The organism is Lysinibacillus xylanilyticus (assembly GCF_001183605.1).
GTDB lineage: Bacteria > Bacillota > Bacilli > Bacillales_A > Planococcaceae > Lysinibacillus > Lysinibacillus xylanilyticus.
On sequence record NZ_LFXJ01000010.1, the window covers coordinates 868,267 to 894,243 of the forward strand.

Annotated in this window: 24 protein-coding genes; 20 read left to right on the forward strand and 4 right to left on the reverse strand. The window is 36.1% G+C overall.

The window, feature by feature from the left end:
- Positions 1 to 401: 401 nt before the first annotated feature.
- Both ACZ11_RS21540 and vanG read right to left on the reverse strand, forming a co-directional pair.
- The gene (locus tag ACZ11_RS21540) at positions 402 to 1,100 is read right to left on the reverse strand and encodes a D-alanyl-D-alanine carboxypeptidase family protein (RefSeq protein WP_201778554.1); all 699 of its coding nucleotides are present in this window, start codon (positions 1,098 to 1,100) and stop codon (positions 402 to 404) included.
- Positions 1,101 to 1,150: 50 nt separating this feature from the next.
- On the reverse strand, positions 1,151 to 2,197 hold the full coding sequence (gene vanG, locus ACZ11_RS21545; RefSeq protein WP_049668574.1) for a D-alanine--D-serine ligase VanG: 1,047 nt from the start codon (positions 2,195 to 2,197) through the stop codon (positions 1,151 to 1,153).
- Between the two features lie 554 nt (positions 2,198 to 2,751).
- On the opposite strand from vanG, the gene ACZ11_RS27125 reads away from it, so the two are divergent.
- The 16 genes from ACZ11_RS27125 to ACZ11_RS21625 all read left to right on the forward strand — a co-directional run bounded on the left by ACZ11_RS27125 (position 2,752) and on the right by ACZ11_RS21625 (position 20,331).
- On the forward strand, positions 2,752 to 2,946 hold the full coding sequence (locus ACZ11_RS27125) for a hypothetical protein (RefSeq protein ID WP_236690920.1): 195 nt from the start codon (positions 2,752 to 2,754) through the stop codon (positions 2,944 to 2,946).
- A gap of 1,180 nt (positions 2,947 to 4,126) precedes the next feature.
- Positions 4,127 to 4,378 carry a phage holin gene (locus ACZ11_RS21555; protein WP_049668575.1) on the forward strand — a complete coding sequence of 84 codons (252 nt, stop codon included), beginning with the start codon at positions 4,127 to 4,129 and terminating at the stop codon, positions 4,376 to 4,378.
- Between the two features lie 93 nt (positions 4,379 to 4,471).
- Entirely contained in the window at positions 4,472 to 6,577 is a 2,106-nt protein-coding gene (locus ACZ11_RS21560; RefSeq protein WP_049668576.1) for a DUF2339 domain-containing protein, read from the forward strand.
- A 341-nt stretch (positions 6,578 to 6,918) separates the two neighbouring features.
- A complete protein-coding gene (locus ACZ11_RS21565; RefSeq protein ID WP_049668577.1) occupies positions 6,919 to 7,368 on the forward strand; it encodes a type IV pilus modification PilV family protein in 450 nt (149 codons plus the stop codon).
- A gap of 17 nt (positions 7,369 to 7,385) precedes the next feature.
- Entirely contained in the window at positions 7,386 to 7,832 is a 447-nt protein-coding gene (locus tag ACZ11_RS21570) for a type II secretion system protein (protein WP_049668578.1), read from the forward strand.
- Positions 7,833 to 9,368, forward strand: a complete 1,536-nt coding sequence (locus ACZ11_RS21575; RefSeq protein WP_049668579.1) for a pilus assembly PilX N-terminal domain-containing protein — start codon at positions 7,833 to 7,835, stop codon at positions 9,366 to 9,368. It begins immediately after the preceding gene.
- Between the two features lie 715 nt (positions 9,369 to 10,083).
- Positions 10,084 to 11,427 (forward strand): VanW family protein, encoded by a 1,344-nt coding sequence (locus tag ACZ11_RS21580; RefSeq protein ID WP_049668580.1) that lies wholly within the window; start codon positions 10,084 to 10,086, stop codon positions 11,425 to 11,427.
- An 18-nt stretch (positions 11,428 to 11,445) separates the two neighbouring features.
- Positions 11,446 to 13,116 carry a GspE/PulE family protein gene (locus tag ACZ11_RS21585; RefSeq protein WP_049668581.1) on the forward strand — a complete coding sequence of 557 codons (1,671 nt, stop codon included), beginning with the start codon at positions 11,446 to 11,448 and terminating at the stop codon, positions 13,114 to 13,116.
- A gap of 14 nt (positions 13,117 to 13,130) precedes the next feature.
- The gene (locus tag ACZ11_RS21590) at positions 13,131 to 14,180 is read left to right on the forward strand and encodes a type IV pilus twitching motility protein PilT (protein ID WP_049668582.1); all 1,050 of its coding nucleotides are present in this window, start codon (positions 13,131 to 13,133) and stop codon (positions 14,178 to 14,180) included.
- On the forward strand, positions 14,177 to 15,382 hold the full coding sequence (locus ACZ11_RS21595; RefSeq protein ID WP_049668583.1) for a type II secretion system F family protein: 1,206 nt from the start codon (positions 14,177 to 14,179) through the stop codon (positions 15,380 to 15,382). The genes ACZ11_RS21590 and ACZ11_RS21595 overlap by 4 nt, the downstream gene beginning before the upstream one ends.
- 103 nt (positions 15,383 to 15,485) lie before the next feature.
- Positions 15,486 to 15,959: a prepilin-type N-terminal cleavage/methylation domain-containing protein gene (locus tag ACZ11_RS21600; RefSeq protein WP_049668584.1), complete on the forward strand. Its 474-nt coding sequence runs from the start codon at positions 15,486 to 15,488 to the stop codon at positions 15,957 to 15,959.
- 106 nt (positions 15,960 to 16,065) lie between these two features.
- Entirely contained in the window at positions 16,066 to 17,037 is a 972-nt protein-coding gene (pilM, locus tag ACZ11_RS21605; RefSeq protein ID WP_049668585.1) for a type IV pilus biogenesis protein PilM, read from the forward strand.
- Entirely contained in the window at positions 17,037 to 17,630 is a 594-nt protein-coding gene (locus ACZ11_RS21610) for a PilN domain-containing protein (protein ID WP_049668586.1), read from the forward strand. Before pilM ends, ACZ11_RS21610 begins: the two co-directional genes overlap by 1 nt.
- The gene (locus tag ACZ11_RS21615; protein ID WP_049668587.1) at positions 17,627 to 18,352 is read left to right on the forward strand and encodes a hypothetical protein; all 726 of its coding nucleotides are present in this window, start codon (positions 17,627 to 17,629) and stop codon (positions 18,350 to 18,352) included. Before ACZ11_RS21610 ends, ACZ11_RS21615 begins: the two co-directional genes overlap by 4 nt.
- 407 nt (positions 18,353 to 18,759) lie before the next feature.
- The gene (locus ACZ11_RS21620; RefSeq protein ID WP_049668588.1) at positions 18,760 to 19,512 is read left to right on the forward strand and encodes a prepilin peptidase; all 753 of its coding nucleotides are present in this window, start codon (positions 18,760 to 18,762) and stop codon (positions 19,510 to 19,512) included.
- A gap of 96 nt (positions 19,513 to 19,608) precedes the next feature.
- A complete protein-coding gene (locus ACZ11_RS21625; RefSeq protein ID WP_049668589.1) occupies positions 19,609 to 20,331 on the forward strand; it encodes a gamma-glutamyl-gamma-aminobutyrate hydrolase family protein in 723 nt (240 codons plus the stop codon).
- A 289-nt stretch (positions 20,332 to 20,620) separates the two neighbouring features.
- On the opposite strand, the gene lexA is transcribed toward ACZ11_RS21625, so the two are convergent.
- Positions 20,621 to 21,238: a transcriptional repressor LexA gene (lexA, locus tag ACZ11_RS21630; RefSeq protein WP_049668590.1), complete on the reverse strand. Its 618-nt coding sequence runs from the start codon at positions 21,236 to 21,238 to the stop codon at positions 20,621 to 20,623.
- Positions 21,239 to 21,399: 161 nt separating this feature from the next.
- Here lexA and yneA point away from each other — a divergent pair, with 161 nt between their 5' ends.
- Positions 21,400 to 21,714 carry a cell division suppressor protein YneA gene (gene yneA, locus ACZ11_RS21635; RefSeq protein WP_049668591.1) on the forward strand — a complete coding sequence of 105 codons (315 nt, stop codon included), beginning with the start codon at positions 21,400 to 21,402 and terminating at the stop codon, positions 21,712 to 21,714.
- Complete coding sequence (locus tag ACZ11_RS21640; RefSeq protein ID WP_082172861.1) at positions 21,711 to 22,379, forward strand: YneB family resolvase-like protein; 669 nt, start codon at positions 21,711 to 21,713, stop codon at positions 22,377 to 22,379. Before yneA ends, ACZ11_RS21640 begins: the two co-directional genes overlap by 4 nt.
- 328 nt (positions 22,380 to 22,707) lie before the next feature.
- Here the strand turns inward: ACZ11_RS21640 and ACZ11_RS21645 are convergent, their stop codons facing one another.
- On the reverse strand, positions 22,708 to 23,220 hold the full coding sequence (locus ACZ11_RS21645; RefSeq protein WP_049668592.1) for a GNAT family N-acetyltransferase: 513 nt from the start codon (positions 23,218 to 23,220) through the stop codon (positions 22,708 to 22,710).
- Between the two features lie 210 nt (positions 23,221 to 23,430).
- Between ACZ11_RS21645 and ACZ11_RS21650 the strand changes: the two genes are divergently transcribed.
- Together ACZ11_RS21650 and tkt are read left to right on the forward strand one after the other, a co-directional pair.
- Positions 23,431 to 23,664: a DUF896 domain-containing protein gene (locus ACZ11_RS21650; protein ID WP_049668593.1), complete on the forward strand. Its 234-nt coding sequence runs from the start codon at positions 23,431 to 23,433 to the stop codon at positions 23,662 to 23,664.
- Positions 23,665 to 23,974: 310 nt separating this feature from the next.
- Positions 23,975 to 25,969, forward strand: a complete 1,995-nt coding sequence (gene tkt / locus ACZ11_RS21655; RefSeq protein WP_049668594.1) for a transketolase — start codon at positions 23,975 to 23,977, stop codon at positions 25,967 to 25,969.
- Positions 25,970 to 25,977: the final 8 nt, after the last annotated feature.

Consider the following 25,977-nt stretch of genomic DNA (forward strand, 5'->3'; position numbering starts at 1 on the left):
TCTAATTTGTGTAGAAAGAGCTCATATGACGAAAATCATATAATTTCCATACAATAAACGATATAGTTTCCAACCAGTAATACTACAGGGCTTTTCGTGATAATCCGATCCCAAATCATTTAAAACATCTAAATAAATCATAAAGGTTCAAAAAATAATGCTTCTGAAATTCCAAATTCAACTAGAATTTAAACTTTCGGAAGCATTATGATTTATATTTTTATTTTCGGAAATCTTATGGTTTAATCCACTTTGTATCCTAAACTTATTATCAGATAAATATTCTTTATAGAGCTTCGCTGTATGATGATAGCGGAGATGTATCGGCTGCAATAACCAGGAATGCGGCAGTAAATCTAAAATAGTCGATGCCTGCATACATTCTATTCCTATTCATTTTTTCATCTCAAAATCGTCACAATAAAACCGTCTACATTATTGCCAGATACTTGATAAATTGAATGCTCAGGTATAGTTATTTCCACTCTTTCTGTATGACAAGGAACAAAGAATATTTCAATTTCTTTTCCGGCATTTCCCGATATACGAAGATGTTCTTTGTTATAAGTGAAGTTCCTAATATATTCAATGTACTCCTCAAATGACAGATGTTCTTTATCCATCACTTCTGAATGAGGGTGCCCAACATAGCGGAAATGCCATGGTTCGTGAGCAATACCTGTTATATCTTCTTTGTCTGATTGATAACGCTCAACAAAGCCGTAATAAGGTGCTGTTTTGCGAAATTTATTGCAGATACCATCATACGGAAACTCTGGTCGAATGAAATCTATAACCTCTTGTTTTAATCCCAAGTCAATTGCAAGCCCTGTATGATGCTCACTGTGGTTAGGCAAAGCAACATACTTTTCAGTAAAGCTTCGACCATTGTCACGCATTGAGCCATTATATATTTCTACTTGTTCAGCTAGCGATCGGTGTCCACTAACTGCAACAATTTGATCTGTACAGCCGATTTTGTCAAAAATGCACTGTAATGCATTTACAGCATTACGCTTCATACGCACATCAGGATACTTTGCATCAACGATTGAAAATCCTTCTATGCTATGAGAGTGAACGGGATAATGGGCATTCACAAGGATTAGGTCTCCTGTATAAATCTGAGATTTGCTTAGAATGATAGTTTTCATTTTACTGTGTATAAACCAATCAGCTTGTCCAAAATTTCTGAATAGGACAGACCGATACCTTTCATCATATTGGGATAACGACTATGAGATGTGAAGCCAGGAATCGTATTGACCTCGTTAAATACTATCTCTCCTGATGGCGTCAAGAACATATCAACTCTTGCAAAACCTGAACAGCCAAGTATTTGATAGATAGTTTTTGCAGTTTCTTGTATTCTCTTTTCGCAAATTTCATCAATTCGTGCTGGCATATGAATTTTTGAGGTTTTTAGGCTATATTTCTCTGTGTAGTCAAAGAAACCGTTTGATAGTTCAATTTCGTCTACTCTGCCTACAAGCAAGTCATCTATTCCCAAAACTGCACATCCAACTTCAAATCCTTCAACAGCTTCCTCGATAATAACTTCACAATCGTGTTCAAACGCCAAATCAACCGCTGCCTGCAATTCGGATTGTTCGTAAATCTTTGAAATTCCAAACGATGAGCCTGCTCGAACGGGCTTTATAAACAACGGATACGCTAAATCTTTTGACAAGCTAAGAGCTTCCTGCATTTTGGACTTTCGCAGTGTTATTGCTTTTGGTGCGGCAATACCTGCGGCTTGAACAAGTTTATGTGCTCTATCCTTATCCATACACAAAGCCGAAGAAAGGGTATCACAACCAATAATCTGTATTCCCGCTAATTCAAACAACCCCTGAACTGTACCATCTTCACCATTTTTTCCATGCAATAGAGGAAGAACAAAATCAAGTTTAGTAACATTGATACCTTCCTCGGAAAGTGCGACAATACCACCCACTGAGCAATTTTGAGAAATGATAATAGGGGTAAGGTTATCGGTGTCAATAATCCACGAGTCGTTCAAAATATTATCGAATTTTCCGTCATAACGATACCAGTCACCTTGTCTTGTAATACCAATTGGAATAATTGTATATTTCCTTGCATCTAAGTTTTCTAAAATCGAAAAAGCACACTGTAACGATACGGGATACTCCGAGGAATTACCTCCGAAAATCACTGCTATATTAGGTTTCATTTTTATTTCCTCCTTGTTTTATGATTTCAATATCATCAGATAGATCGTAGTCTATTTCACAAGCATTATTCAGTTATCTGTAAAAAAACAGTGTTCTTAGTAACGGTTTTTCCTGCATCTTATCTCTCTTTCATCAAGATAGTACTGATTATAAATAATAATTATTAATAAAAACTTAGGAGATTTCTTAAGATTTAATGAAATTAAAAGGAGGTAAGGTAATAAGGAGGAATTGATTATTTGATGGGGAATTTTCTCGACAGAAGAAAAGGCAAGAACATTGCGGTGGGGCATTGAGATCAGACAAAAGACGAAGAGAGAAAGCTTTAATATTATTTCAGTATATAAGGATTGCAGGAAATCGTCAGAGAACAATTGGAAGTTACCAATACATCTTTGACAAAGAAATTTACAATAAATGTGGCCAAAGGAGGTAGGCGGTTATGAAACGACAATTAATTAAAAAGGTAAAAAATTGGCTAGACGGAGAAAGAAAAAATTATCAAGGGTTATCTGACTAATTAGAAATTAGTAAATCACTTGTTGGATCGATGTTGAATAGTGAAGGTACTCTTAAGCCTGAACGTATTGAACAATTAGAAAAGATAATGGGTATTTCTACAAAAGAATTTATACAGCCTGATGTAATCAAACATGATAAATTAACAGTAAATATAAGAGGAGAATCAATAACACGTCGTTCTAAGAGAGAGCTTGATTCTTTATTATTTGCCATCAATGATTATTAAAGAGCAGGTCAATTAATTAGATTTCGAAAATCAGTCAGATGAATGTGCTGAGTGTTATGAAAATGACCTCTAAGGGTAGTTTCTAAAATTTTACAAAGAAGGGAAATTGCGATTGTAAAGTAGAATGTAAACAACGCATATAAACGATCAGCACCTCCTGGTACGATAAACGTATTAATTTAAAAATTGCATTGCCCCTGTTACTTTACATCTAATCAACCATAAAACTTCCTAAAATGAAATAAAGCATAAACCTTCCAAACGGAAAATTTATGCTTTACGTCACAGCTCATCGCTTGCTAACAGAAAAGTAGGTAGTCTGGAACGGCAATCCATCACATTTAAAGCGCCACACCCATTTCAAAATAACTGTATTACTATTTTCCACAATACTTTGGGCCATCTCATTGCTGAGATGGCTTTTTCATGTGTGCTTTACTAATCAGATAAGCACTAAAAGGTAAAAACAAAATGATTTTATAATGAACATACAGACAATCAAGCTCAATAGAAATAGCGTAAGGACTTGCAAAAAGGTTGAAGGTATTTGTGTTGTATAAAGGACTAGGTATTTTTGGACAAGCCATTGGAACAAAAATATCCCGAATGAACATGATTTTTAGCTTCGGCACAATTTGACCGAATGCTAAAATGCATAAAGTTATTGAATTAATAAGCAGTATTATGTCTAACCGTCTAGAGTGAGTTCGATGTCTCTTAAATAATAATTTATAGTTAAAATGGAAGCCGAAAGAATAACGAAAACTAGCGTTGCAAATGTGTGCTTACTAATATTTCAGGCAACCCAATAATAATTTCCGTATTCGTTGTAGTGTTTAATAACACAATTGATAAGCAGGTAATTGCCCTCAAAACATTCCACTCATACATCTCAATCACCCACTATAAGCAAGGTTGAAGGCATCCATCAACAAGATGCACCCTAACTATGAGTAAAGCATTCGTAGTAAAGGACATTAATATATGGTTTGTGAATTTTTTTAATAACTTGATAGGAGAGATGTGCATAATTCTTCTTCGGAAGTTAGTGGAATTCTCGTAACGAAGAATATTCTTTAAAAGAATACCTCCTATTCCACGTTTATAGCTCCATTTTTGCATATGTACCACGTTAAGGATGAGCATATACTGTGGATGAGAAGGGGGGAGGTGAGCATTTATGAGAATTAACTGGATGATCCGTCTTCAGCATAAACCATTTTTACTTGCGCTATTTTCGTTGATTTTATTACTCGCACAGCAAGTAGCAACTATTTTTGGCTACGATTTAACGAGTGCAATGAATGAGCAAGCGACGTACATCTTAAATATCGTATTATCAATTTTCGTTTTAGTAGGGGTTGTAGTAGATCCAACTACACGGGGAACCAGTGATAGTCAACGTGCTTTAATGTATAGAAGACCTAGATAAGAAAGAAGTAAAAATAAATTAAAAGTGTAATTTTACATTTTAGATAAATATGGTATAATGTAAAAAAATTGATAAAGTAGGAAGGATGATTGGATGTCGCTTGAAATGGAGCAGAGGATTGCCAATCTCGAGCAAGAAATGATGGATTTACGGCATGAATTAGAAGACTTAAAGCGCCAGCAATCTGTTGCCAAAGCAAGTACGTTAGGCGCCAGAAAATCCATTATTGAACAATCTGCGCCAAAACCAGCGCAAGACCAAAAGCCATATTCAAACGTGGAACCAAAGCCCAAAATAATGACAGATCCAGAACAAAAGGTGCAGCCACAGAGGACATTAGAAGAGCGTATTATGTGGGCGCTTCCAAAATTATTTATGGTAATTTTAGTGATGGGTGTGCTTTGGGGTCTAAAGCTCGTGAGTGATTATGGCTATTTACCGAACGAGGTTAAAATTATCCTTGCCTACGTATTATCGCTTGCCTTAGCAGCAACAGCTTATGTGATGGAGCGTAAACAAATAGGATCATCGGCCATAACAATTTCTTTATATGGCGGGGCTTTTATTGTTGGAATATTAACAACAGCCGCAAGTGCGATATTGTATGAAATCATAGGGTTAACGCTGGCACTTGTTATTGCTGTTGGTTATATCGGCTACGGTATTGTTATTAGCTATTTCAAGAAAAACGAAGTACTAACGATATTTGTAGCGTTTACCTCGTTATTACTACCATATTTACTAGAATTTATGGATTTTAGTCCTGTTATTATCTTAATCTATGTCGTTGTACTATTTATGATGCTGCAATTTGTCATTCATCAACACAAGCAGAAATTGGCGCTCTATATAGCAACCTTTTTCACTGTGCTAGCTGTCAGCATTATAGCGTTTATGAACAATGACAATCGAGTTGTTTTTGCAATAGGTTTCCTTGTTGTTCTAACTACTTTTTACGCGAGCTGGTGCCGTTTATATAATGCAGAGTCTAAATTGAAATATATTCATGTCGGACTCCAATTTAGCCTTGGAGCCTATAGTTTATTGCTCATGAACTTTATTATTAGACCAATTGAATATAGCGAAGCACTACTACTCATATTAGTCGGCTTGTTTACTGCTTTAGCGGGTTATGGCTATAAGCAAAAATGGCAGGAGGCATTTGATAGTGCCGTAACACTCGCATTTATTACACTATGTAATACGCTACTAGTTATGAATTTACCAGTGAACGTAGATCAATTGCTCATCCCGTTCATCACCTTTGCAGGCGTAATGATGAGTTTACAATTACGAGTAAGTATGATGAAGGTTGTCGGCTCATTCGCATTTACAATTACACTCGCTTTAAGCTTTATTTTTCATGAGCCGACACCATTTTTCAGCATAGACCATGTTAGCTTGATAATGCCGGGAATATATCTCCTAATTATTTATGTATATGCAAGACGACCAAAAGAGACACTGACAACCTTTGAAAAGTTTATGAAGGATATGTATATGGTTGATATTGTAGCAGTAATTACGGCTGGTTATTTCTTAGCCTATGTCGGAAAGCTGGATGGAACGTACTTTGCAGGTGCTGGTAATATTCCGCACCTAGTGTGTATTTTCCTTGCATTACTTTTCGTGGGATCACTTCTAGTTCCAACAAAATACAAAGGGCGCGCATTAACGCCAGTACTTAGTGTATTTTTCATTCTCTTCACAATAATGCTTGAAATTATTCCGTACAATATGCAGGGTGTCGAGTGGTTAAATATAGTAACAAGAATCGTGTATATTGCTGTTATCCTAGCAATTATGATTGATTTACTGATGAAGGGGCGCATTTATCAAATCTATCAAGAGCAAATAGAGAAACTTCTGGACCCAATTGTAAGTGCAGGCGTTGTGCTTACGATGATATCCATTTGGGGTCTCATATCCCAACTTTCCTATAACAGTTTGCTTGATTGGAAACTAAGCATTGCCTTCTCAACGATTACATTATTCCTAACAGCAAGTATTTCGCTATGGCTTAGCACCGCGCGTCACTTCCGAACATTACGTATAACGGGTTTTGTCATCTTAGTCTTTGCGTTTATTAAACTTATATTCTTTGATTTGTCAGCACTAGACTTACTAATACGAGCAGTCCTGTTTATCACGATTGGTGGGATAGGGTTGCTGTTGTCGGGTAGGTTGTTGAAGAAATAAATAATTAATATAGAACAAAAGTATGGTATTTCAATAAAACAACATTAAAACCGTTTACCTTTATTTTATGGTAAATGGTTTTTTTATATCTAATCGCTTTTTATGGCAACTTGAACATAGTTCGCTTTACTTATTTTCATGAATAGGGAAATTTAAAAATAAATACAAATTCATACGAAGAAGTGGTGTTGTAAATGCGATTTATATATGAAATAGTATAATTATCATAAAAAAATTCGAAGAATGGTAAAACTTAGTTACCATAAGCATTGTTGTTTTAGTGTTTAAGACTAATGTTTTTTTAAGTTACTAAAAAGTATGTCGGCATAAGGAGGAAGAAAATGAAACGTAAAAATAGAAAATTATTTAACAGTCAAGAGGGATTCGCTTTAATTGAAGTTGTTGCTTCCTTAGTTATAATAACTATCGTCTTATTATCCTTTTTCGGCTTACTCATTCAATCGAATAAAACAGGAAAAAGCTCTGAACAAATTATTGATGCTACCTATTTAGCGCAAAAGGAAATGGAGAAAATGTATAACTACTTTAAATCCACTAAAATCGAAACTTGGGAATCTAATTTTCCGTACGCAGCTGAAAAGGATGAAGTGAATTCAACCGGTAATACCACTAAGTATAAAGTGACACCCTTTAATGCTAAAAATAAGGAAGTCATAATAGTGAATGCTGAAGATATGTCGCCTGATAAAACGGTTAGGATTACTATCGAAGTTTATGATTCAAGAGGGGAGGTATTAAAAGCAAAAGTGCAAAACATCTTTAGTTTTTAAGAAAAGAGGTGGTACATATGTCTAAATTTCATAATGAAAGAGGCGTGACCTTACTAGAAGTTTTGGCTGTTACTATAATAGCTACGATTGTATCTATTGTTCTAATGTCTATCTTAACGAACAGTAAGATTACAAATGATAAACAAATGATATCGACTATTCAATTATCTGATACAACATATATTTTGAAAGTTGTTACTAAAGATACACGTAAATCTACGAAAATTCTTATGAAAGCTCTAGATGAGTATACAGAATATATATTGATAAATAATCAAAATAATCAAAAATATACTTACGTATATCACCGAAAGAATCAGACGATTACAAGAAATGATGAAATGATTGCAGCAAATGTTCTTGATTTTAACATTGAAGATAAACGGAGTCATATCATTATTGATATCACAACGCCAAATAGTAAATCTTTTTCATCAACAATATATTTTAGGGGAGGCAGCTAGATGTTTAAGAATCTAAAGCAAGAAAATGGCTATTCGTTACTTTTAGTAATTTTGACAATCGCTTTTATATCAGTTCTTGGAATTACGCTTTTAACACTGACTGCTAATTCATTAAAGATGTCTACTAATGAAAGAGATGACCAATCTGTATTTTATATTGCAGAAGGTGGCTTAAACAGTACAAAAAGCAAAGTAGAACAATTAGTTGAATTTACATACGATGAGAACAGAAAAAAATTCAATAAGCTACCTCTTGATAAAAGAAAGCCAGAAAAATTTAAGTTAGATTTTATAGATACATTTGAAAGTAGCATAAAAAAAATCTTTGATAAGGATGCTCAATCAACATATTCCACTACAGTAACTTTTGATGAACAATTTAATGAGAAACCAATTGCAAATGTAAAAATTATACAAGGAAATACAGAACCATTGCAATATAAAATAATATCTGTTGGTAATATTGGAAAGAAAACGAGAACACTAGCACAAACAATTACAATTAATTTAGGAAGCGGTACTGGTTCTACTTTTTCAAATACCGCTGCTATCCACGCTATAAAAAACATCGAACTCGGGGGCGGTAATCTTAATGGGGATGTTGTTTCTGACAGTGGAAATATTAGTATTACACAAGATAGTACTAAAATTACTGGTAAGATTGGAACAACTTCAGATAAGTTTTCTAAACCGAACTGGATGAATGTTACTAATGAGATTATAGGGAATGTTGCATTTCCTGAAAATATATTACCACCTTTCCCGGATAGTGAATTTACTAGTTTAAGCACAAGACCATATACGAATTCAATCCAAGTTACCATCGATGGAAAGCAAACTCAACTCCCGTTGGAAAATAATTCAATTAAGATTGATGGTGGAGGGAATGGACACATAAATGGTTATCAAAACTTTAGTGGTATTCTCCCGCTTACTCAAAATATGTACTTGAAAACGTTTTCGGTTTCTTCAGACAGAACGTTATCTATTGATGTAGGTAATTCAGATAAAAATTTATATATAGATAACTTTGACTTCTCTCAAGGGCATTTTAATATTACGGGAAGTGGTAGATTAACTTTGTATATAAAGAATACTTTTAATTTAAAGGGAAGTTCAAGCATGAATAATACAGGGGACATAGGCCAGTTAAGTGTATATTATACGGGCGCTTCGTTAATGGATTTTACTGGTGATACAAAAACAAAAGCCTCTATATATGCTAAGTCAGCCGATATAAAAATAGCTGGTTCTGGTAGCGTACAAGGAAATCTATATGCAGGTGGATCGAATATCACTGTTGAAGGAGGATCTTATAATCACAATTTATATATATATGCCCCAAACGCAAAAGCCACATTGGGGGGATCAGGTGAAGTTATAGGAGGAATAATGGCTTATACAGTAAATACCAGTGGAGGTTCAACTGTTACTTACAAACAAAAAACGATTGAAGATACAATATCAAATGGTGGTTTAGTATTTGAAGAAAATAATAATTTAACAATTTCTAATAGTATGCTAGAAGTAGAATGAAAATTATGGAGCATGTAGAAGCAAATTTATTTGAATGAGGGACTAAAAGTATTTGCTTTCTCAATAACCACATTATTTTTTATAACAAGCAGAAAAGTTTAAAGAGCAATACTGTCAATGACGATTCGGAATAGGGTTACTACTGTTCAGACGGTATTGAGAAAGTAATAGAAAAGGGTTATTTAGAATGTCTGTGATGGAATCAGATTTTCTAAATAACCCTTACTTTAATATTTTTATAAAATTTCATAAAGTGAAGTTTTGGTTATTGCCGCGTACTGCAATTAAAATCGTTCGTCTTACAGAAATGCCTGCATGAAAGATTATATGCGAGCCAACTCCATACATAATTATGTTTTGTTTTGAATAGTATTTGAATTTTTAAATGCAGTCTTTCCTATAGATTTATCTTAGATACCCCAACTTAATAGTCTTTTGGTGTCTAAGTCGATTGATTAATAGGTATAACCATGAAGGTTATTAGGCAAATAATCTGAATTTATGGGCTATAAAACATATTGACAATATGGTTATAGTGATTACAATTTCATATAAAATAAAACTTAGTTCACTAATTTTTAACTATTTTTGGGGATAAAGGCTCATTTTTAAATATAGTTTGTGTTGTATTGTAAAAACATGAACAAAAAGTAACTGTTATACGTGAGTAATTAGACATTTATTTTTTTACTATATTTGTAAAGGCGATGAGGCTATGAAATTATATTTGAAGTTAGGCGCTATGGTAGCTGTTCTAATCATCTTATTAACAGTCTGGGTACCAAATATAATCGTAGATAGAGCGCTGGCTAAAGGTGATGAATCTACAATCGGTGGAATATCAGTTAAGGGTTTAGAGGATGGTGATATTGAAAATGCTTTACATGAGGCCATTAATACTTGGCAAGACGCTCCTGTTAGCGTAGAAGGGGCCAATATTACGATTTCACTAGATCCAAAATTGTTTGTATTTGATGTTGAAAGTTCTATGGTTGAATATCATAGTTTAACAGACAAGTCTTGGTTTGCTTTCTGGGAGCAAGGACAAGCGGTACATATACCCTTACATGTGGTAGTGGATAGTCAGGTAAAGAAGCAGCTTGAGGCTACTGGTGTATGGGAGGTTGAAGCGACCTTGAATGCGATTATCACTCAAATTTCCAATTTGAAAAGTCATACAATCACTGCAACAGTTGCAGATACTCATGTAATAGAAGCGGAGCGTTTGGCTCTATCGATTGAGAAAATACCTACAAATGCAATAGGTGTTGATAAATTAACGAATATAATAAATGAATCTATTATTTTACCGGATGTACCGTTTTCTTTTTTAACAGCGATAGAAGAAAAATATGACGAAGCAAATATTGAAGCAATTAATTTCGTGGCCTCCATGCTTTATAATGCTGCTCTTCAAACCGATTATGAGATTTCAGAGAGACATTCCCAAGAAGAGAAGACAAATTATTTACAGCAAGGTTTGGATGCGAGAATAAATCGTACGCTAGATAAGGATTTGCAATTTGTAAACCGTTCTGATAAATCGAATAAGTTAAAACTCACAGTAGAAGGGGATTCTTTAAAAGTGGAGTTACTAGCTCAAAAGAAAGAAAAAGATATCTCTGTTCGAGTTAGTAAAGATAAGATCATACAACCACGGGTCATTATTCGCTATTCTAAAGATTTACCATTAGGCAGCGAAGAGGTTCTCCAAAAAGGTCAAGAAGGGGTACGGGTCGAAGTTTATCGCTCGATTTTAGAAAATGGTAACACTTCGGAGGAACTTGTTAGCCGTGACTATTATCCACCGGTTAATAAGATTATTGTGAGATCTTCAAGACAGCCTGTTGTTTCTGAAAAAAGTAGCGAAAACTCAGATTCGAGTGATCCTGATTTACAAATGGATTTAGATGGTGATGGATTACCAGATACTCAATCTGAAAATAAAGAATCCGGCAATAACGCACCGGAAACGAATACTTCAAAAGACCCGAATGACCCTGAAACTGTATACGGCTACTATGATAAAGGTGGTAATTTTATACAAACAAGCCCGTAAAGAGAGGAGCAAATGCGAATGGTTGTAAAAACTGGACGAAAGCGCTTAGGTGATTTACTTGTTGAATCTGGTGTAATTACAAATGAGCAATTAGAATTTGCTCTCACGAACAAAACGAAAGAAGAGAAATTAGGCGATTTTCTCATAAAAGAAAACATTCTAACCGAGCAACAGTTAATTGAAGTACTAGAGTTTCAGTTAGGAATCCCACATATTCATTTGAATCAATATTCAATAAGCCCGGATTTACTTCAACTTGTTCCGGCTGAACTCGCTAAGCGAACAAATATTATTCCGATTCGTCGTGAAAAAAATAAATTGTTCATCGCGATGGCTGACCCGATGGATTATTTTGCAATTGAAGAAGTACGTATGGCGACGGGCTGCCAAATCGAAACAAGTATTGCAGCTAAGGATGATTTATATCGTACGCTAACGAAATACTATGATTTACAAGAGTCTATGGAAGCTGCATTGCTCGATATAGGTGCGACAGTTGCTGAAACACAGGAGGAAATTGAACGAGAGGATTCTCCAATTGTTCGCCTAGTTAATCAGATAATTGCTAACGGAGTTGCCCAACGTGCGAGCGATATCCACTTTGACCCGCAGGAGACAGATTTAAGGGTCCGTTATCGAGTGGATGGCGTTTTGAGAACGGAGCGCTCGTTACCGAAACATATGCAAAATATAGTATTAGCTCGTATTAAAATTATGGGGAATTTAAATATCACGGAAAATCGAATTCCTCAAGATGGACGTATTAAAACAAATGTTAATTTCAAGCCAGTAGATATTCGACTTGCGACACTGCCAACTGTTTATGGAGAAAAAGTGGTAATGCGTATTTTGGACTTAAGTAGTGTAGCCAATTCTATTGACAAGCTTGGCTTTACTGAGAAAAACGAAGTTCTTTTCCGAAACATGATTGCCAATCCTAATGGTATTTTACTCATTACGGGACCTACAGGGTCAGGGAAATCATCTACATTATATGCTGCCTTAAGTAACTTGAATGAAGAAGATGTCAACATAATTACAGTTGAAGATCCAGTTGAATATCAGCTCGATGGTATAAACCAAATTCAAGTGAAAGAAGAAGTAGGCTTAACATTTGCAACTGGATTACGTTCAATTTTGCGTCAAGACCCAGATATCGTGATGATTGGTGAGATAAGGGATTTTGAAACTGCGCAAATAGCGGTACGAGCTTCATTAACAGGGCATTTAGTTTTAAGTACCTTACATACAAATAGCGCAGTTGAGTCGATTTCTCGATTACAGGATATGGGGATAGAACCGTTTTTATTATCCTCCTCACTAGTAGGAATTATGGCACAGCGTTTAGTACGAAGAATTTGTCGAGACTGTGGAGAAAACTATACTTTTACCAACCGTGAATTGGAAATAATGCGTAGTAACGGCATTGAAGGTGTTACACATGGTAGACGCGGAAGAGGCTGCCCATCGTGTAATCAAACAGGCTATCGTGGACGGATGGCTATTCATGAAATTTTACCAATCGACCGCAATATTAAAGAAATGATTTTAAATCGAAGTAGCGATAGTGTGATCCGCGATTATATGAAACAAAAAGGCTATTACACATTACTGGTAGATGGATTGTTAAAAGTAGCAGAAGGACAAACAACCACTTCAGAAGTATTGCGTGTAGCAAATGTAGATTAGGATGTGAATCATTCATGACAACATTTGGAAATATTGATGAGCTATTAACACACTCATTTGAAGAAAAAGCGTCTGACCTTCATTTAACAAAGGGGATTCCGCCTGTATATCGTATCCATGGACAACTTGAACATTATGGGAATGAACCGCTAACTTCCGAAGCATTACAGACAATGGTTAAAGCTATTTTACCAGAGCATAAATTACAAGAATTTCATGATAAAGGGGAAACCGATTTTAACTATTCATTGCCAGGGAAATGCCGTTTTCGTGTAAATGCATATCATCAACGAAATGAAGTGGCAATTGCAGCCCGGTTAATTGAAGCAAAAATTCCTTCCATTGAATCGTTAAATATGCCACAGATACTGTATCAATTAGCGGAAAAACCACAGGGGCTTATTTTAGTGACTGGTCCAACAGGTTCGGGTAAGTCTACAACACTTGCTGCAATGATTGATCATATTAATGAAACAAAATCAAAGCATATTATAACGCTTGAGGATCCGATTGAATATTTACATGCACATAAAAAATCCATTATCAATCAACGTGAAGTAGGGGTTGATACGCTGAGCTTTGCTAATGGCTTGCGTGCAGCATTACGTCAAGACCCTGACATTATTTTAGTAGGGGAGATGCGTGATTACGAAACGATTTCAACAGCTATCACTGCTGCAGAAACAGGTCACTTAGTAATGGCGACATTGCATACAAGTAGTGCTCCGACAACGATTGATCGTATAATAGACGTTTTTCCACCGCATCAACAGGGACAAATTCGTGTGCAACTAGCAAATGTTTTAGTGGGAATTGTTTCACAGCGTTTATTTGTACGTAAGGATGCCAAGGGACGTATTGCTGCAACTGAAATACTAGTACAAGCACCATCTATTTCAAATTTAATTCGAAATGAAAAAGTTCACCAAATTCCTACTGTTATGCAGACGAATAAAGCTTTAGGAATGCATACTTTGGAAACTTCGATGCAGCGCTTAATCACCATGGGGAAAATTTCTTTGGAAGACGCAAGGGCATATATGAATGCGGGGGATTATAGTTGACCGTTTTTCGCTATAGTGGACGCACAAAAACTGGTGCTCAAAGAAAAGGAATTATAGACGCTACCAATAAAAAAGTAGCACTTGAAAAATTACGAGCACAAGGCATTAATGCTCGTGAGCTGGAAGAGTCTAAAAGCATTTTACACAAAGACTTAAATATTGGCGGTAAAGTAAAGCACCAGGATTTCGTTATTTACTGTCGCCAATATGCAACACTAATCCGTGCTGGAGTTTCAATTGTAGAGGCAACACATATTTTAAGTGCGCAAACCAAAAGTAAAGCATTGAAAAAAGCTTTAGAACAAGTGGAAGAAGATATACGCGGCGGTACAGCGTTTTCAGATGCAGCGGCCAAGCATCCAAAGGTTTTTCCGGTAATGTTTGTTAATATGATGCGCTCAGGCGAGGCAACAGGGAATATCGATGAGACTTTAGAGCGCTTAGCAGGGACACTTGAAAAACAATTCAAAATTAAGAAGAAAGTACAATCGGCTTTGACATATCCGACTATTTTATCTGTGCTAACAATCGCAGTAGGTATGTTTCTAATGGTATTTATCGTTCCGACGTTTATGGCTACTTTTGAAGAAATGGACATGGAAATGCCATTATTAACAGTTGTTGTTGTCAGTATTTCGGATTGGTTAATAGCATACTGGTATTTTGCAATTGGGATTATCTTATTATCGATTCTTCTATTTAGATTTTTCTATAAAAATAATAAGCAGTTTCATTACAATGTGAACTATGCATTATTGAGAATACCCGTATTTGGTATTTTGATGCAAAAAAACGTAATTGCCCGTATGACAAGAACCTTATCATCTCTGTTTAGTAGTTCAGTGCCAATTCTACAAGCACTTACAATTGTCGAAAAGGTTGTAGGGGATCCAGTTGTAGGAAAGGTTGTACTAGAAGCAAGAGATAACCTAGAAAAGGGAGGTACCTTATCTGAGCCATTAGAAAAAAGTTGGCTATTTCCTCCATTAGTAACCCAAATGACATCTATCGGGGAAAAAACAGGTTCTCTCGATTATATGCTCGAAAAGATAGCGGATTTCTATGAGGATGAGGTGGATCGCACCGTTGATACATTAAAATCGCTCATAGAACCGTTGATGATATTAATTTTAGCAGTGGTTGTAGGTGTGATTGTCGCAGCAATTTTCCTACCAATGTTCGCGCTATATGAAAATATGTAAGCTTACTAACTTTAAAGGGGGATGGTATAGAGAAAAGTTGTCGTAGCAATGGATGTACTTGAGTTTTCGGACTAATCATAACAATTTATAAGGAGGAACACCGATGTTCAAAAAAATCTTAAATAAAAAAGTATTAGAAAATCAAAAGGGTTTAACGTTAATCGAGCTATTAGCAGTAATCGTTATCCTAGCGATTGTTGCGGCGATTGCTATCCCAGCAATTGGGAACATTATTAATAACTCAAAATTCAATGGGGTAAAGGCAGATGCTATTAATGTTATAAACGCCGCTAATCTTTACTATACGGATAATCCTGAGGTGAAAGATGTTGTGACCGTTGATAAATTAAAAGAAGACAAATATCTTGATACAGCTGGGAAAATCCCTGGAACTTCTACAGTTTCTATACAGGTTCCTCGGGAGTTAAAAGCTATAGTGCCGGATGCTGTAAAATCTTTCAGTGTCACATTCAATGAGGTTACGATAGATGACATAAATAAAGACCCAAAAAAGGGAAGTGCTATTGATACAGCTTATACTATAGACAAACAATCAAAAACAACAACTCCAAAATAGTAACCCTCCCAACTCACTCAGAGGCGTAGTTTAATCTACGCTTCTGGTTGGGAAATGGATGGTTAAATCATTAAAATCTTAAGTATAAAAGGAGGCATCTTTCCCCATGTTTACAAAAAAGAAAAAATCGCATGTGTCGATTGAAATAAAGGATTATATTTTGCGTGCGGTTGTGGCAAAAGGTGCTGACCCGTCGCAATGGAAGGGCTATGAAATGCCATTAGCACAGGGAATTGTAGAAGGTTCTGTTATTCATGATGAAATGGAATTGTTTGATTTAATGAAAAATAATGTTGCAAAATGGGCTGGCAACAAGCAAAATACACGTATTTTTGTACCGGATACTTCAGTTTTGTTAAAGAGCTTTGAGCATCCTGATGATATAGAGTTAAATGAATTAAAAGGTTATGTGGAGATGGAGATTGGTCATTCTATTCATCTTCCATTTCAAGACCCTCTTATTGATGTGTTTGACCCAAATCCTAATGATGGACAGGCAATGTTATTTGCAGCACCTTCAGAAGAAGTTACTAAAATGATTGGACTTTTACTAGATACTACATTAGAACCACAAGTAGCGGATATTCGCGCATTGTGTAATATTCGTCTGTTAGAGTATTTGCAGCTAATAAAGGATGATCGAACTTATTTAATAGCGGATTGGTCAATAAATGAATTGTCGATAAGTATTTTTTCATATGGTCAATTGGAGTTTTTACGATACCAATCATTTGATACAGATTTATCGGAATGGAAGCCTAAAGAGATTGAAGAGTATCGGTTTTCTTATCATTTAGAAGCTGAAGACGATTATCGTATCATTCTTACTGATCAAATGCTTGAAATCGATCGTATCATGAATTTTTTTAAGTTTTCCTTACATAAAGGTGAGAAAAGTATAGATGAGATTATAATTTTGGGAGATAATCCACTACTTCGTACTATTAAAGATTTGTTAGAAAATAATTTTTCGGCACCGATTATTATGTTAAATGATTCAGTCATTCAAAAATCATTTCCTCAATTTTCAGAGGAATTTGCAAGCTTAATTGGATTGGCACTGAAGGAGGTTAATTGATGGTACCAGAAATTAACCTCTTGCCGAATTTGGAAAAGAAGCATTCAACACCTACTTTAATATATGTAGTATTTATTATTCTTATTGGTATGATAGTAGGATATATGATTTTCTTGTTTTTCCAAGCAAAAATTGATCTTACTAAATTAAGTGCGCAGGAAGTGGAGCTTTCATCGCAGCGTGAACAACTTCAAATTGAGTTAGATGGGAAGCGGAATTTGAACCAAGGTTCATTGGAGCAATCTGTACAATTTGTCGAAAATGTCTCGTATCCTGTGACACCGTTAATTGATGAAACACAAATGTTATTACCAGAGCAAACGTATTTTAGGAAATATGTATTTGGTGAAGAAAATGTAGAAATTACTGTTGATTTTGAAACAATGTCAGCTATATCATCTTATTTAGAAAAGCTAACTGCAAGCCCATATTTCAATGATATACAGGTTGATACTATTTCTAATTTTGATGTATCTATTGGAAACAAAGAAGAAGAAAGTGCTACGGACAGGTTTAAGGAAGTACCACGTTATTCGGCAACTATTACATTAGGAATTGATTTTAAATTTCTTGCTGGAGGTAGAGAATCATGAAAAGTAGTAAAAATTCAACGATTCTACTCCTAACAGCTTTAATTGCAACAATTATATTCGCGCTATATTACTATATATTAACACCTAAATTAGAAGAAGTAGATGCGAAGGAAAGTTCAATTAGCTCCCTTCAACAAGAAATTTCTACTATTCAGGAGCAGATCGCTTTAATTGAAAAAAATAGAAAATCGAATAGTGCAAGTAATTTAACATTGCGTAAAAAAGTGCCTCAAACTCGAGCTATTGATGAAGTAATTCGAAATATTGAAGAGATTGAAGCGGTGACGGGAACACGGGTAGAAGCTATGGACTTTAATAATTATGATTCGCTCGTAATGGATTCTACTATGACAGATCCCAACTCGATAAATTCTGAGGAACAGGCTGATACACAGCAATCTGCAACTGAGGCGGATGAACTAGCTGTTGCTAATAATGGAGAAACACCTGAAGTGAAAGATAAATTACCAACTGCTACTTTCACTAAAGATTCCATACCAAAAGAATTAAAACTAGTAACATTTAATATTGATGTTGTCGCATTGGATAATGAAGCAATGGTTGAGTTTATAAAAGAGATTGAAAAAATTGATCGTGTGATGAAAATTGATGCAATTGATTTCGAAGCAACTGGTGAAGAAGCGAAATTCCAGGAGGACGCCGATACAACTATAAATGCTACCATACAAGTAACGACGTTCTATTTTGAAGGACAACAATAATTTAACTTCTTTCAGCGGGTGTCCAAACACCTGTACCTGTCGCTAGCTTTCGGAACAAAAAACATTTGCTGAAATAGAGGAACTCAGTCTAAAAACGCCACGTCCTGTGGCAACGACTGAGTGACCAACATCGTGTTGGCCTAAAGCCTCCGGCGGATGTCACGTAATCGGAAAGGAGTTAACAAAGGATGTTAGCCTAAAATCATCGCATCCATGCGATAACGGCTAACTGACCTGCATCGGTAAAAGCGCCACGTCCTGTGGCATTACCGAAATGACCGACATCGTGTCGGTCCTCACGCGGCCTAAGCACAAAACCGATTCCAGACGCAATTATGCCGAGGCGTAATTGATTGGCGCGCATACTTCAAATGTATGGGCGTCTATTAGTATAGGAGGACATAAAAATGGAAATTGCTTATACAATTACAGTGTTAATAGTTGGGCTCGTTCTTGGTTCATTTTTTAATGTAGTTGGCTTACGTGTGCCTTTGAAGGAGTCCATTGTACGTCCACCCTCGCATTGCACTTCTTGTAAGAGACAGTTGACAGCGCTTGATTTGGTACCTGTTTTGTCTTATTTATTTTTAGGTGGGAAATGCCGTAGCTGTGGGCAAAAAATTTCTTGGATTTATCCACTGATGGAACTTATAACAGGCGTGTTATTTGCCTTTGCATATTGGAAATTAGGCTTTAGTACAGAATTTTTCGTAGCGCTATTATTAATTTCATTATTAGTTATTATTGTTGTATCGGATTTTGCGTATATGCTTATTCCCGATAAGGTACTATTATTCTTTTTACCATTGCTAGTTTTGGGACGTGTGATATCTCCTTTATCTCCGTGGTGGGACAGTGTAGTTGGTGCAGTGGTAAGTTTTGGTATATTATATTGTATAGCTGTTCTATCAAGAGGTGGAATGGGCGGTGGCGATATTAAATTATTCTTTTTACTTGGGCTCGTACTCGGCACAATACATGCAATTCTGACGCTATTTTTAGCAGCCGTGATTGGCATGATTGTTGGGATAGTTGTGTTAAATGTACGCGGGCAGGGCAGAAAAACGCCTATACCATTCGGACCGTCTATTGCTCTAGCAGCTATTATTATCTATTTCTATGGGGATGCGTTGATGAATTGGTATCTCGGATTTTGGTAATTAATCCAGCGAGGGATTCCTTCAACGATTAATAATCTTCACCAATCAGGCTTTTACAGGCAGTTAATGCAAGATAAAGATCATGGAGGGGATAACATGAAACCAATTATCGGTATAACGGCTTTCGCAGAGGATGATTTGTCCTCAAGATTAAATGCTGCTTATAGCAAAAGTATAATTGAAGCGGGGGGTGTTCCACTTATAATTCCACTTGGAGTTGAAGAGGATGTAGCACAAATTTTATCGTTGACGGACGGATTATTACTCTCGGGTGGCTATGATGTACATCCATTCCTCTTTGATGCAGAACCTACACCGAAATTAGGGAAGGTTCATCCTGAAAGAGATTCAGTGGAGCTTGCTTTAATTAACGCGGCCTATGTTCGGAAAATGCCGATTTTTGGAATTTGTCGAGGGCTTCAAATACTAAATGTTGCGTTTGGAGGCACAGTCTATCAGGATATTGATAGTGAGTATCATAGTAAAAAATTAATAAAGCATGTGCAACAAGCGGCAAGAGGCGTTTCAACACATTATGTTAATCTAACACATGATACATTATTAAAAACGATTATTGAGGAAGAAAAAATTGCTGTGAATTCATTTCATCATCAGGCAATAAACGTAGTAGCAGAAAAGTTAAAAGTGATAGCAAAATCAAGTGATGGTATCATTGAAGCGGTAGTGCATGATGATTTACCATTTTGTTTAGCAGTACAATGGCATCCTGAAGAGCTAGCCATTGCAGGAGATGAAGTATCAAAGAAACTATTTGCTGCATTTGTAAATGCAAGTTTGAAATTTAAGGTAGAGGCATAAAACTATTTAGCATAGAATATAAAAGCCGGACTTTATGATGATGACGTAGTAAGCAATTTTTTGTTTACGATGCCCCAAAAAAGATGAAGAACAGCTTGGACAGAAATCAATCCCGCGTTATGGGGATGAGCTGTTTTAAATTAACTAAAGACATTGCTAGGTGTAAGAATCCATTTTAAAGTGGGTTCTTTTTTAGTGTATAAAATGGCATTCAAAAGATAAGAAAAAGAGGTATATGCCCATTTGTGAACATAAAATCCTCTTTTTATACTTTAATATTGAGATGTTTTTAATGTACACGACGATATAGACCTACAACATGTCCCAAAATAGAAACTTGATCTACGATAATTGGCTCCATCGTTGCGTTTTCAGGCTGTAAACGAAAATGACTTTTTTCCTTAAAGAAACGCTTTACAGTTGCTTCATTCTCTTCAGTCATTGCTACAACAATATCACCATTATCAGCTGTTGATTTTTGTTTAACAATAACTAAATCTCCGTCTAAAATGCCAGCTTCAATCATTGATTCACCCATAATTTCTAGCATAAATAACTGATCTTCACTTGTTCCATAAATATCTGGTAGTGGGAAATATTCATCGATATTTTCAACAGCAGTTATCGGAGAACCTGCAGTAACCTTTCCGACTAATGGAACATGAATAACATGTTGCTTTTGAATAGAATCCTCTGGTTCTAGAATTTCAATAGCACGGGGTTTAGTTGGATCGCGTCGAATCAAGCCCTTTTGTTCTAAACGAGCTAAATGTCCATGAACTGTTGAGCTTGAAGCAAGTCCAACTGCTTCACCAATCTCACGTACAGATGGTGGATACCCTTTTGCTCGTACTTCTTCTTTAATGAACTCTAATATGGCCTCTTGTCTTTTCGAAACTTTTTTCATAATTGCTCACCTCTTTTTTTATCATTCTACTTATTAATAGTATAACAGAATGCGAACACTTAAGCAAACATAGGTTCGAAAAGTGTTTGACAAAAACGTTTGTTCGTACTATTATGAGAACATACATTCCGAACAAACATTCTTAAAAAGGGGTTATAAACATGAACTGGTTAAAGAAAAATCCACATATTACAATTTTATTAGGAGCTTGTCTACTTTTTGCAGCATACCTTTTTATAACAGACCCAGGCGATGTAAAGTACACAGAAATTGAAATCGCACATGGTGATAGCTTATGGTCGTTAGCAGATCAATACCGTGGTAAAATGAAAACGGATGAATGGATTAAGCTTGTGAAAACAGAAAATGAATTATCGAACGTACAAATTATTGCAGGTAAATCACTAGTGATTCCAGTAGTGGGTGACCAATCCTATCCTATAAATTCAATTGAAATTGCGAGAAACGAAAAATGATAATGAATCAACAATCGGCTGTTGTCTATTGCCGCGTGAGTACAGAAAAAGAGACACAAAGTTCCTCGTTAGAACGTCAGCAAGAGGAGTTAACGCGCTATGCTAAAGAACAGAGCTATGAAGTCAAACGTGTTTTTAAGGACAAGCATAGTGGCTATGATGTGGAACGTGAAGGTTTACTAGAAATGCTTGATTTCATAAAAGAAAAAGATATAAATGCATTATTTGTGCAAGATGAAACACGTTTAGGGCGTGGGAATGCTCGAATGGCAGTATTGCATTTATTGCAGAAAACAGAAACTGATGTTTTTTCTATGCGAGACGAGGGACCTTTACAATTAAATGAAATGGATACGATGCTCCTAGAAATTTTAGCAATTGTTGAGGAGTACCAGCGCAGAATCCATAATGCTAAAATAAGACGTGGCATGCGTCGTGCCGTTGAAAATGGCTATCGCCCTGAAAACAATTTATCTAACCGTGGAAATCCAAATGGTCAAGAACGTAAGGATGTTCCTGTAGAAGAAATTGTCAACCTACGTAATCGAGGCTTCACCTTTGAAGAAATCGCTATGACTCTTAGAGGTCTAGGCTTTGAAGTGAGTAAAGCTACTGTCCATAGGAGATATCGGGAACATCAAGAGGGAAGCGAACAAATAAAATGACGTTCTAATCAGTAGGAGTTTTATTGTCCTGCTGATTTTTTTTATTTTTAAAGGCTCTAGATGTGGAAAGGACCGTGAAGTAATGGATAGACTTTTGAGTATAGAGTAAGCTCCAAAAGTGACGGATAGAAACGGCGAAGTAATGGATAGAATGGCGAAATTGGCGGATAGAACCCGATAGGCGAAAAGAATGAATAACTAAAATCCATTTATCATGTAGGACAGTATCCAGTAGCCAATAAAAAATAAGAGAAGTAGCGAATTCTACCTCTCTTCCTCATATATTCTTTATAAATTTGAAAAACAAGCATCTTTCCCTGAAACTACCCTATGCCCATTCTTCTTCTAAGACAGCATAATAATACTCATCCCACCACTCATCTCCATTTGGGATGCATTTTTTAAAATAGCCCTCGCGTCTCATGCCGATCTTCTCCATCACTCGATAGGATGGGGTATTTTCTGGCTGGCATGTTGCAATAATTCTATGAAGTTTCATTTCTTTAAATCCGTAGTCCAATACAGCTTTTGCTGCTTCTGATGCAAATCCATTATTGAAATAGTTCGGATTCAATACCCAACCAATCTCATACGTATGGTCACCAAAACATTGATGGAAAACAATATGACCAATTACAGTATTTTCGCTTAGTAAAATAATGGGGAAGTGTTTTGCTTTTTCACCGTTATTTTCTGAAACGAACTTTTTTGCTTCTTCCTCATTAAAAACGCCCTCGGGAATATACTTCATTACAGTAGGATTCGAAGTATATTCATAGACAGCTTGCCAATCTTGAATTTCAAACTCTCTTATTAATAGTCTTTCCGTTTTGATAAACAATTTATATTCCTCCAAGCATAAATCAATTGTTGTTTTGGAACCCTATAAATTAGTTATACACTTGTAATTTCCTAAAGTCATGTAATTTATGGTATTTATTTCAAAAATTTAAGGATACTAGAAAGGTTGGTATAACTGCATTTTCAGGGAAGACATGCTATACTTTGCATACCATATTCATTATGATATGTACTGAAAGGTGTGTAACTTATGTTATCAAAAGAGAAAATTAACCGTATCAATGAACTTTCTGCTAAGGCTAAAAGTGGTACATTAACTGAGGCAGAAGCTAAGGAACGATCAGCACTACGTAAGGAGTATCTGGATACTTTTAGAGCAACGATGCGTGATACAATTGAAAACGTAAAAGTGATAGATGCTGAAGGAAATGATGTAACTCCAGAAAAAGTAAAACAAGCTAGAAATAATAAATTTCTAAATTAGTGTGACACATTTAAAGCAATTACTCCTCGGCATAATTGTGTCCGAAATTTGAATTGTGCTTACACAATTAATTCCTTTCAAAATCTAGGACAACCGCCGAAGACATTATTTTTATTCAGCCAGCCCTAAAGCCGTGAAAATATTACATTTATATAAGTATGACTTCATAATGAGGGGCAATTTTATACTGATATAATGATAAAGTATGTTATAAAAGGCAAATAGTATAACAAAACCATTGTTTTCTGAAGCAATGTTGACTAAACTGTATAAGAACAATATATAGGACGAGAAAGGATGTCACAAAATAATGACTCAACATGCGGATCAACTAGCGATCAATGCTATCCGAACTTTGTCAATCGATGCAATTGAAAAAGCAAACTCAGGTCACCCAGGTTTACCGATGGGGGCAGCGCCAATGGCTTATACGCTTTGGACAAAACAACTTCAACATAATCCGGCTAATCCAAAATGGTTTAACCGCGACCGTTTTGTACTTTCTGCAGGTCATGGCTCTATGCTTTTATATAGCCTACTTCATCTTGGTGGCTACGGCTTACCAATGGAAGAAATTCAAAACTTCCGTCAATGGGATTCATTAACTCCAGGACATCCTGAATATGGTCATACAGTTGGGGTAGAGGCAACAACAGGTCCTTTAGGTCAAGGTATTGCTATGACAGTTGGTATGGCAATGGCTGAACGCCATTTAGCAGCTACTTACAATAAACCAGGACATGACATCGTTGATCACTATACATTTTCACTTTGTGGCGATGGCGATTTAATGGAAGGTGTAGCAGCTGAAGCTATATCTTTAGCGGGTCACTTAAAACTTGAAAAGTTAATCGTTTTATACGATTCAAACGATATTTCTTTAGACGGTGATTTAGAAAAATCATTCTCAGAAAATGTCCAAAAACGTTTTGAATCTTATGGTTGGAACTATTTAAAAGTTGCTGATGGTACTGATGTTGAAGAAATTAACGCAGCTATCGAAGAAGCTAAAAAATCAACTGGCAAGCCAACACTTATCGAAGTGAAAACTGTAATCGGTTTTGGTTCACCAAACAAATCAGGTAAAGCTGCTTCTCACGGTGCACCACTTGGTCAAGATGAGGTCGTTTTAACTAAAGCATCTTATGAATGGGCACATGAGCCATTCCAAATTCCTGCTGAAGTATATGATACATTCGCAGCAGCAGCTAATGTTCAAGGGGCACAACCTGAAGAAGCTTGGAATGCTAAGTTTGAAGCATATAAGCAAGAGTTCCCAGAATTAGCAGCGCAATTTGAAAACGCAATGAATGGTCAATTACCAGAGGATTTCGCTTCAGAATTACCAGTTTATGAAGTAGGTAAATCAGTAGCTACTCGTTCTTCTTCTGGCGATGCAATCAATGCAATTGCAAAGAAAACACCATCATTCTTTGGTGGTTCAGCTGACCTTGCTGGCTCAAATAAAACAACTATGAAAGACGCTGGAGATTTCTCAGCAGACGATTATGCTGGCCGTAATATTTGGTTCGGCGTACGTGAATTTGCAATGGGTGCAGCTATGAACGGTATGGCACTTCACGGTGGTCTTAACGTATTCGGTGGTACATTCTTCGTATTCTCTGACTATGTTCGTCCAGCGGTACGTCTTTCTGCATTAATGGGTCTTCCTGTTACTTATGTATTTACACATGACTCAATCGCTGTAGGTGAAGATGGTCCAACACATGAACCAATCGAACACCTAGCATCTTTACGTGCAATGCCAAATCTATCTGTTGTTCGTCCAGCTGATGCAAATGAATCAGCAGTTGCATGGGAGCTAGCAGTAGCATCTGAAAAAACACCAACTGTTTTAGTATTATCTCGTCAAAACTTACCTGTTCTTGACGCATCCATTGATACAGTACGTGAAGGTGTTACTAAAGGTGCTTATACAGTGTCTCCTGCTACAAAAGAAGTGGCAGATGCCATTCTAATTGCAACAGGCTCTGAGGTTTCACTTGCAATTGAAGCACAAAAAGCACTAAAAGCTGATGGTATGGATGTAGCAGTTGTTTCAATGCCATCAATGGATCGCTTCGAAAAACAAGACGCAGCTTACAAAGAATCTGTTCTTCCAAAAGCTGTAACAAAACGTCTTGCAATCGAAATGGGCGCATCATTCGGCTGGCATAAATACACTGGTTTTGAAGGAGACGTTCTTGCTATTGATAAGTTCGGCGCTTCTGCACCAGGTGAATTAGTAATGGAAAAATACGGATTCACAGTAGAAAATGTTGTAGCGAAAGTAAAAGCGCTATAATTTATAAA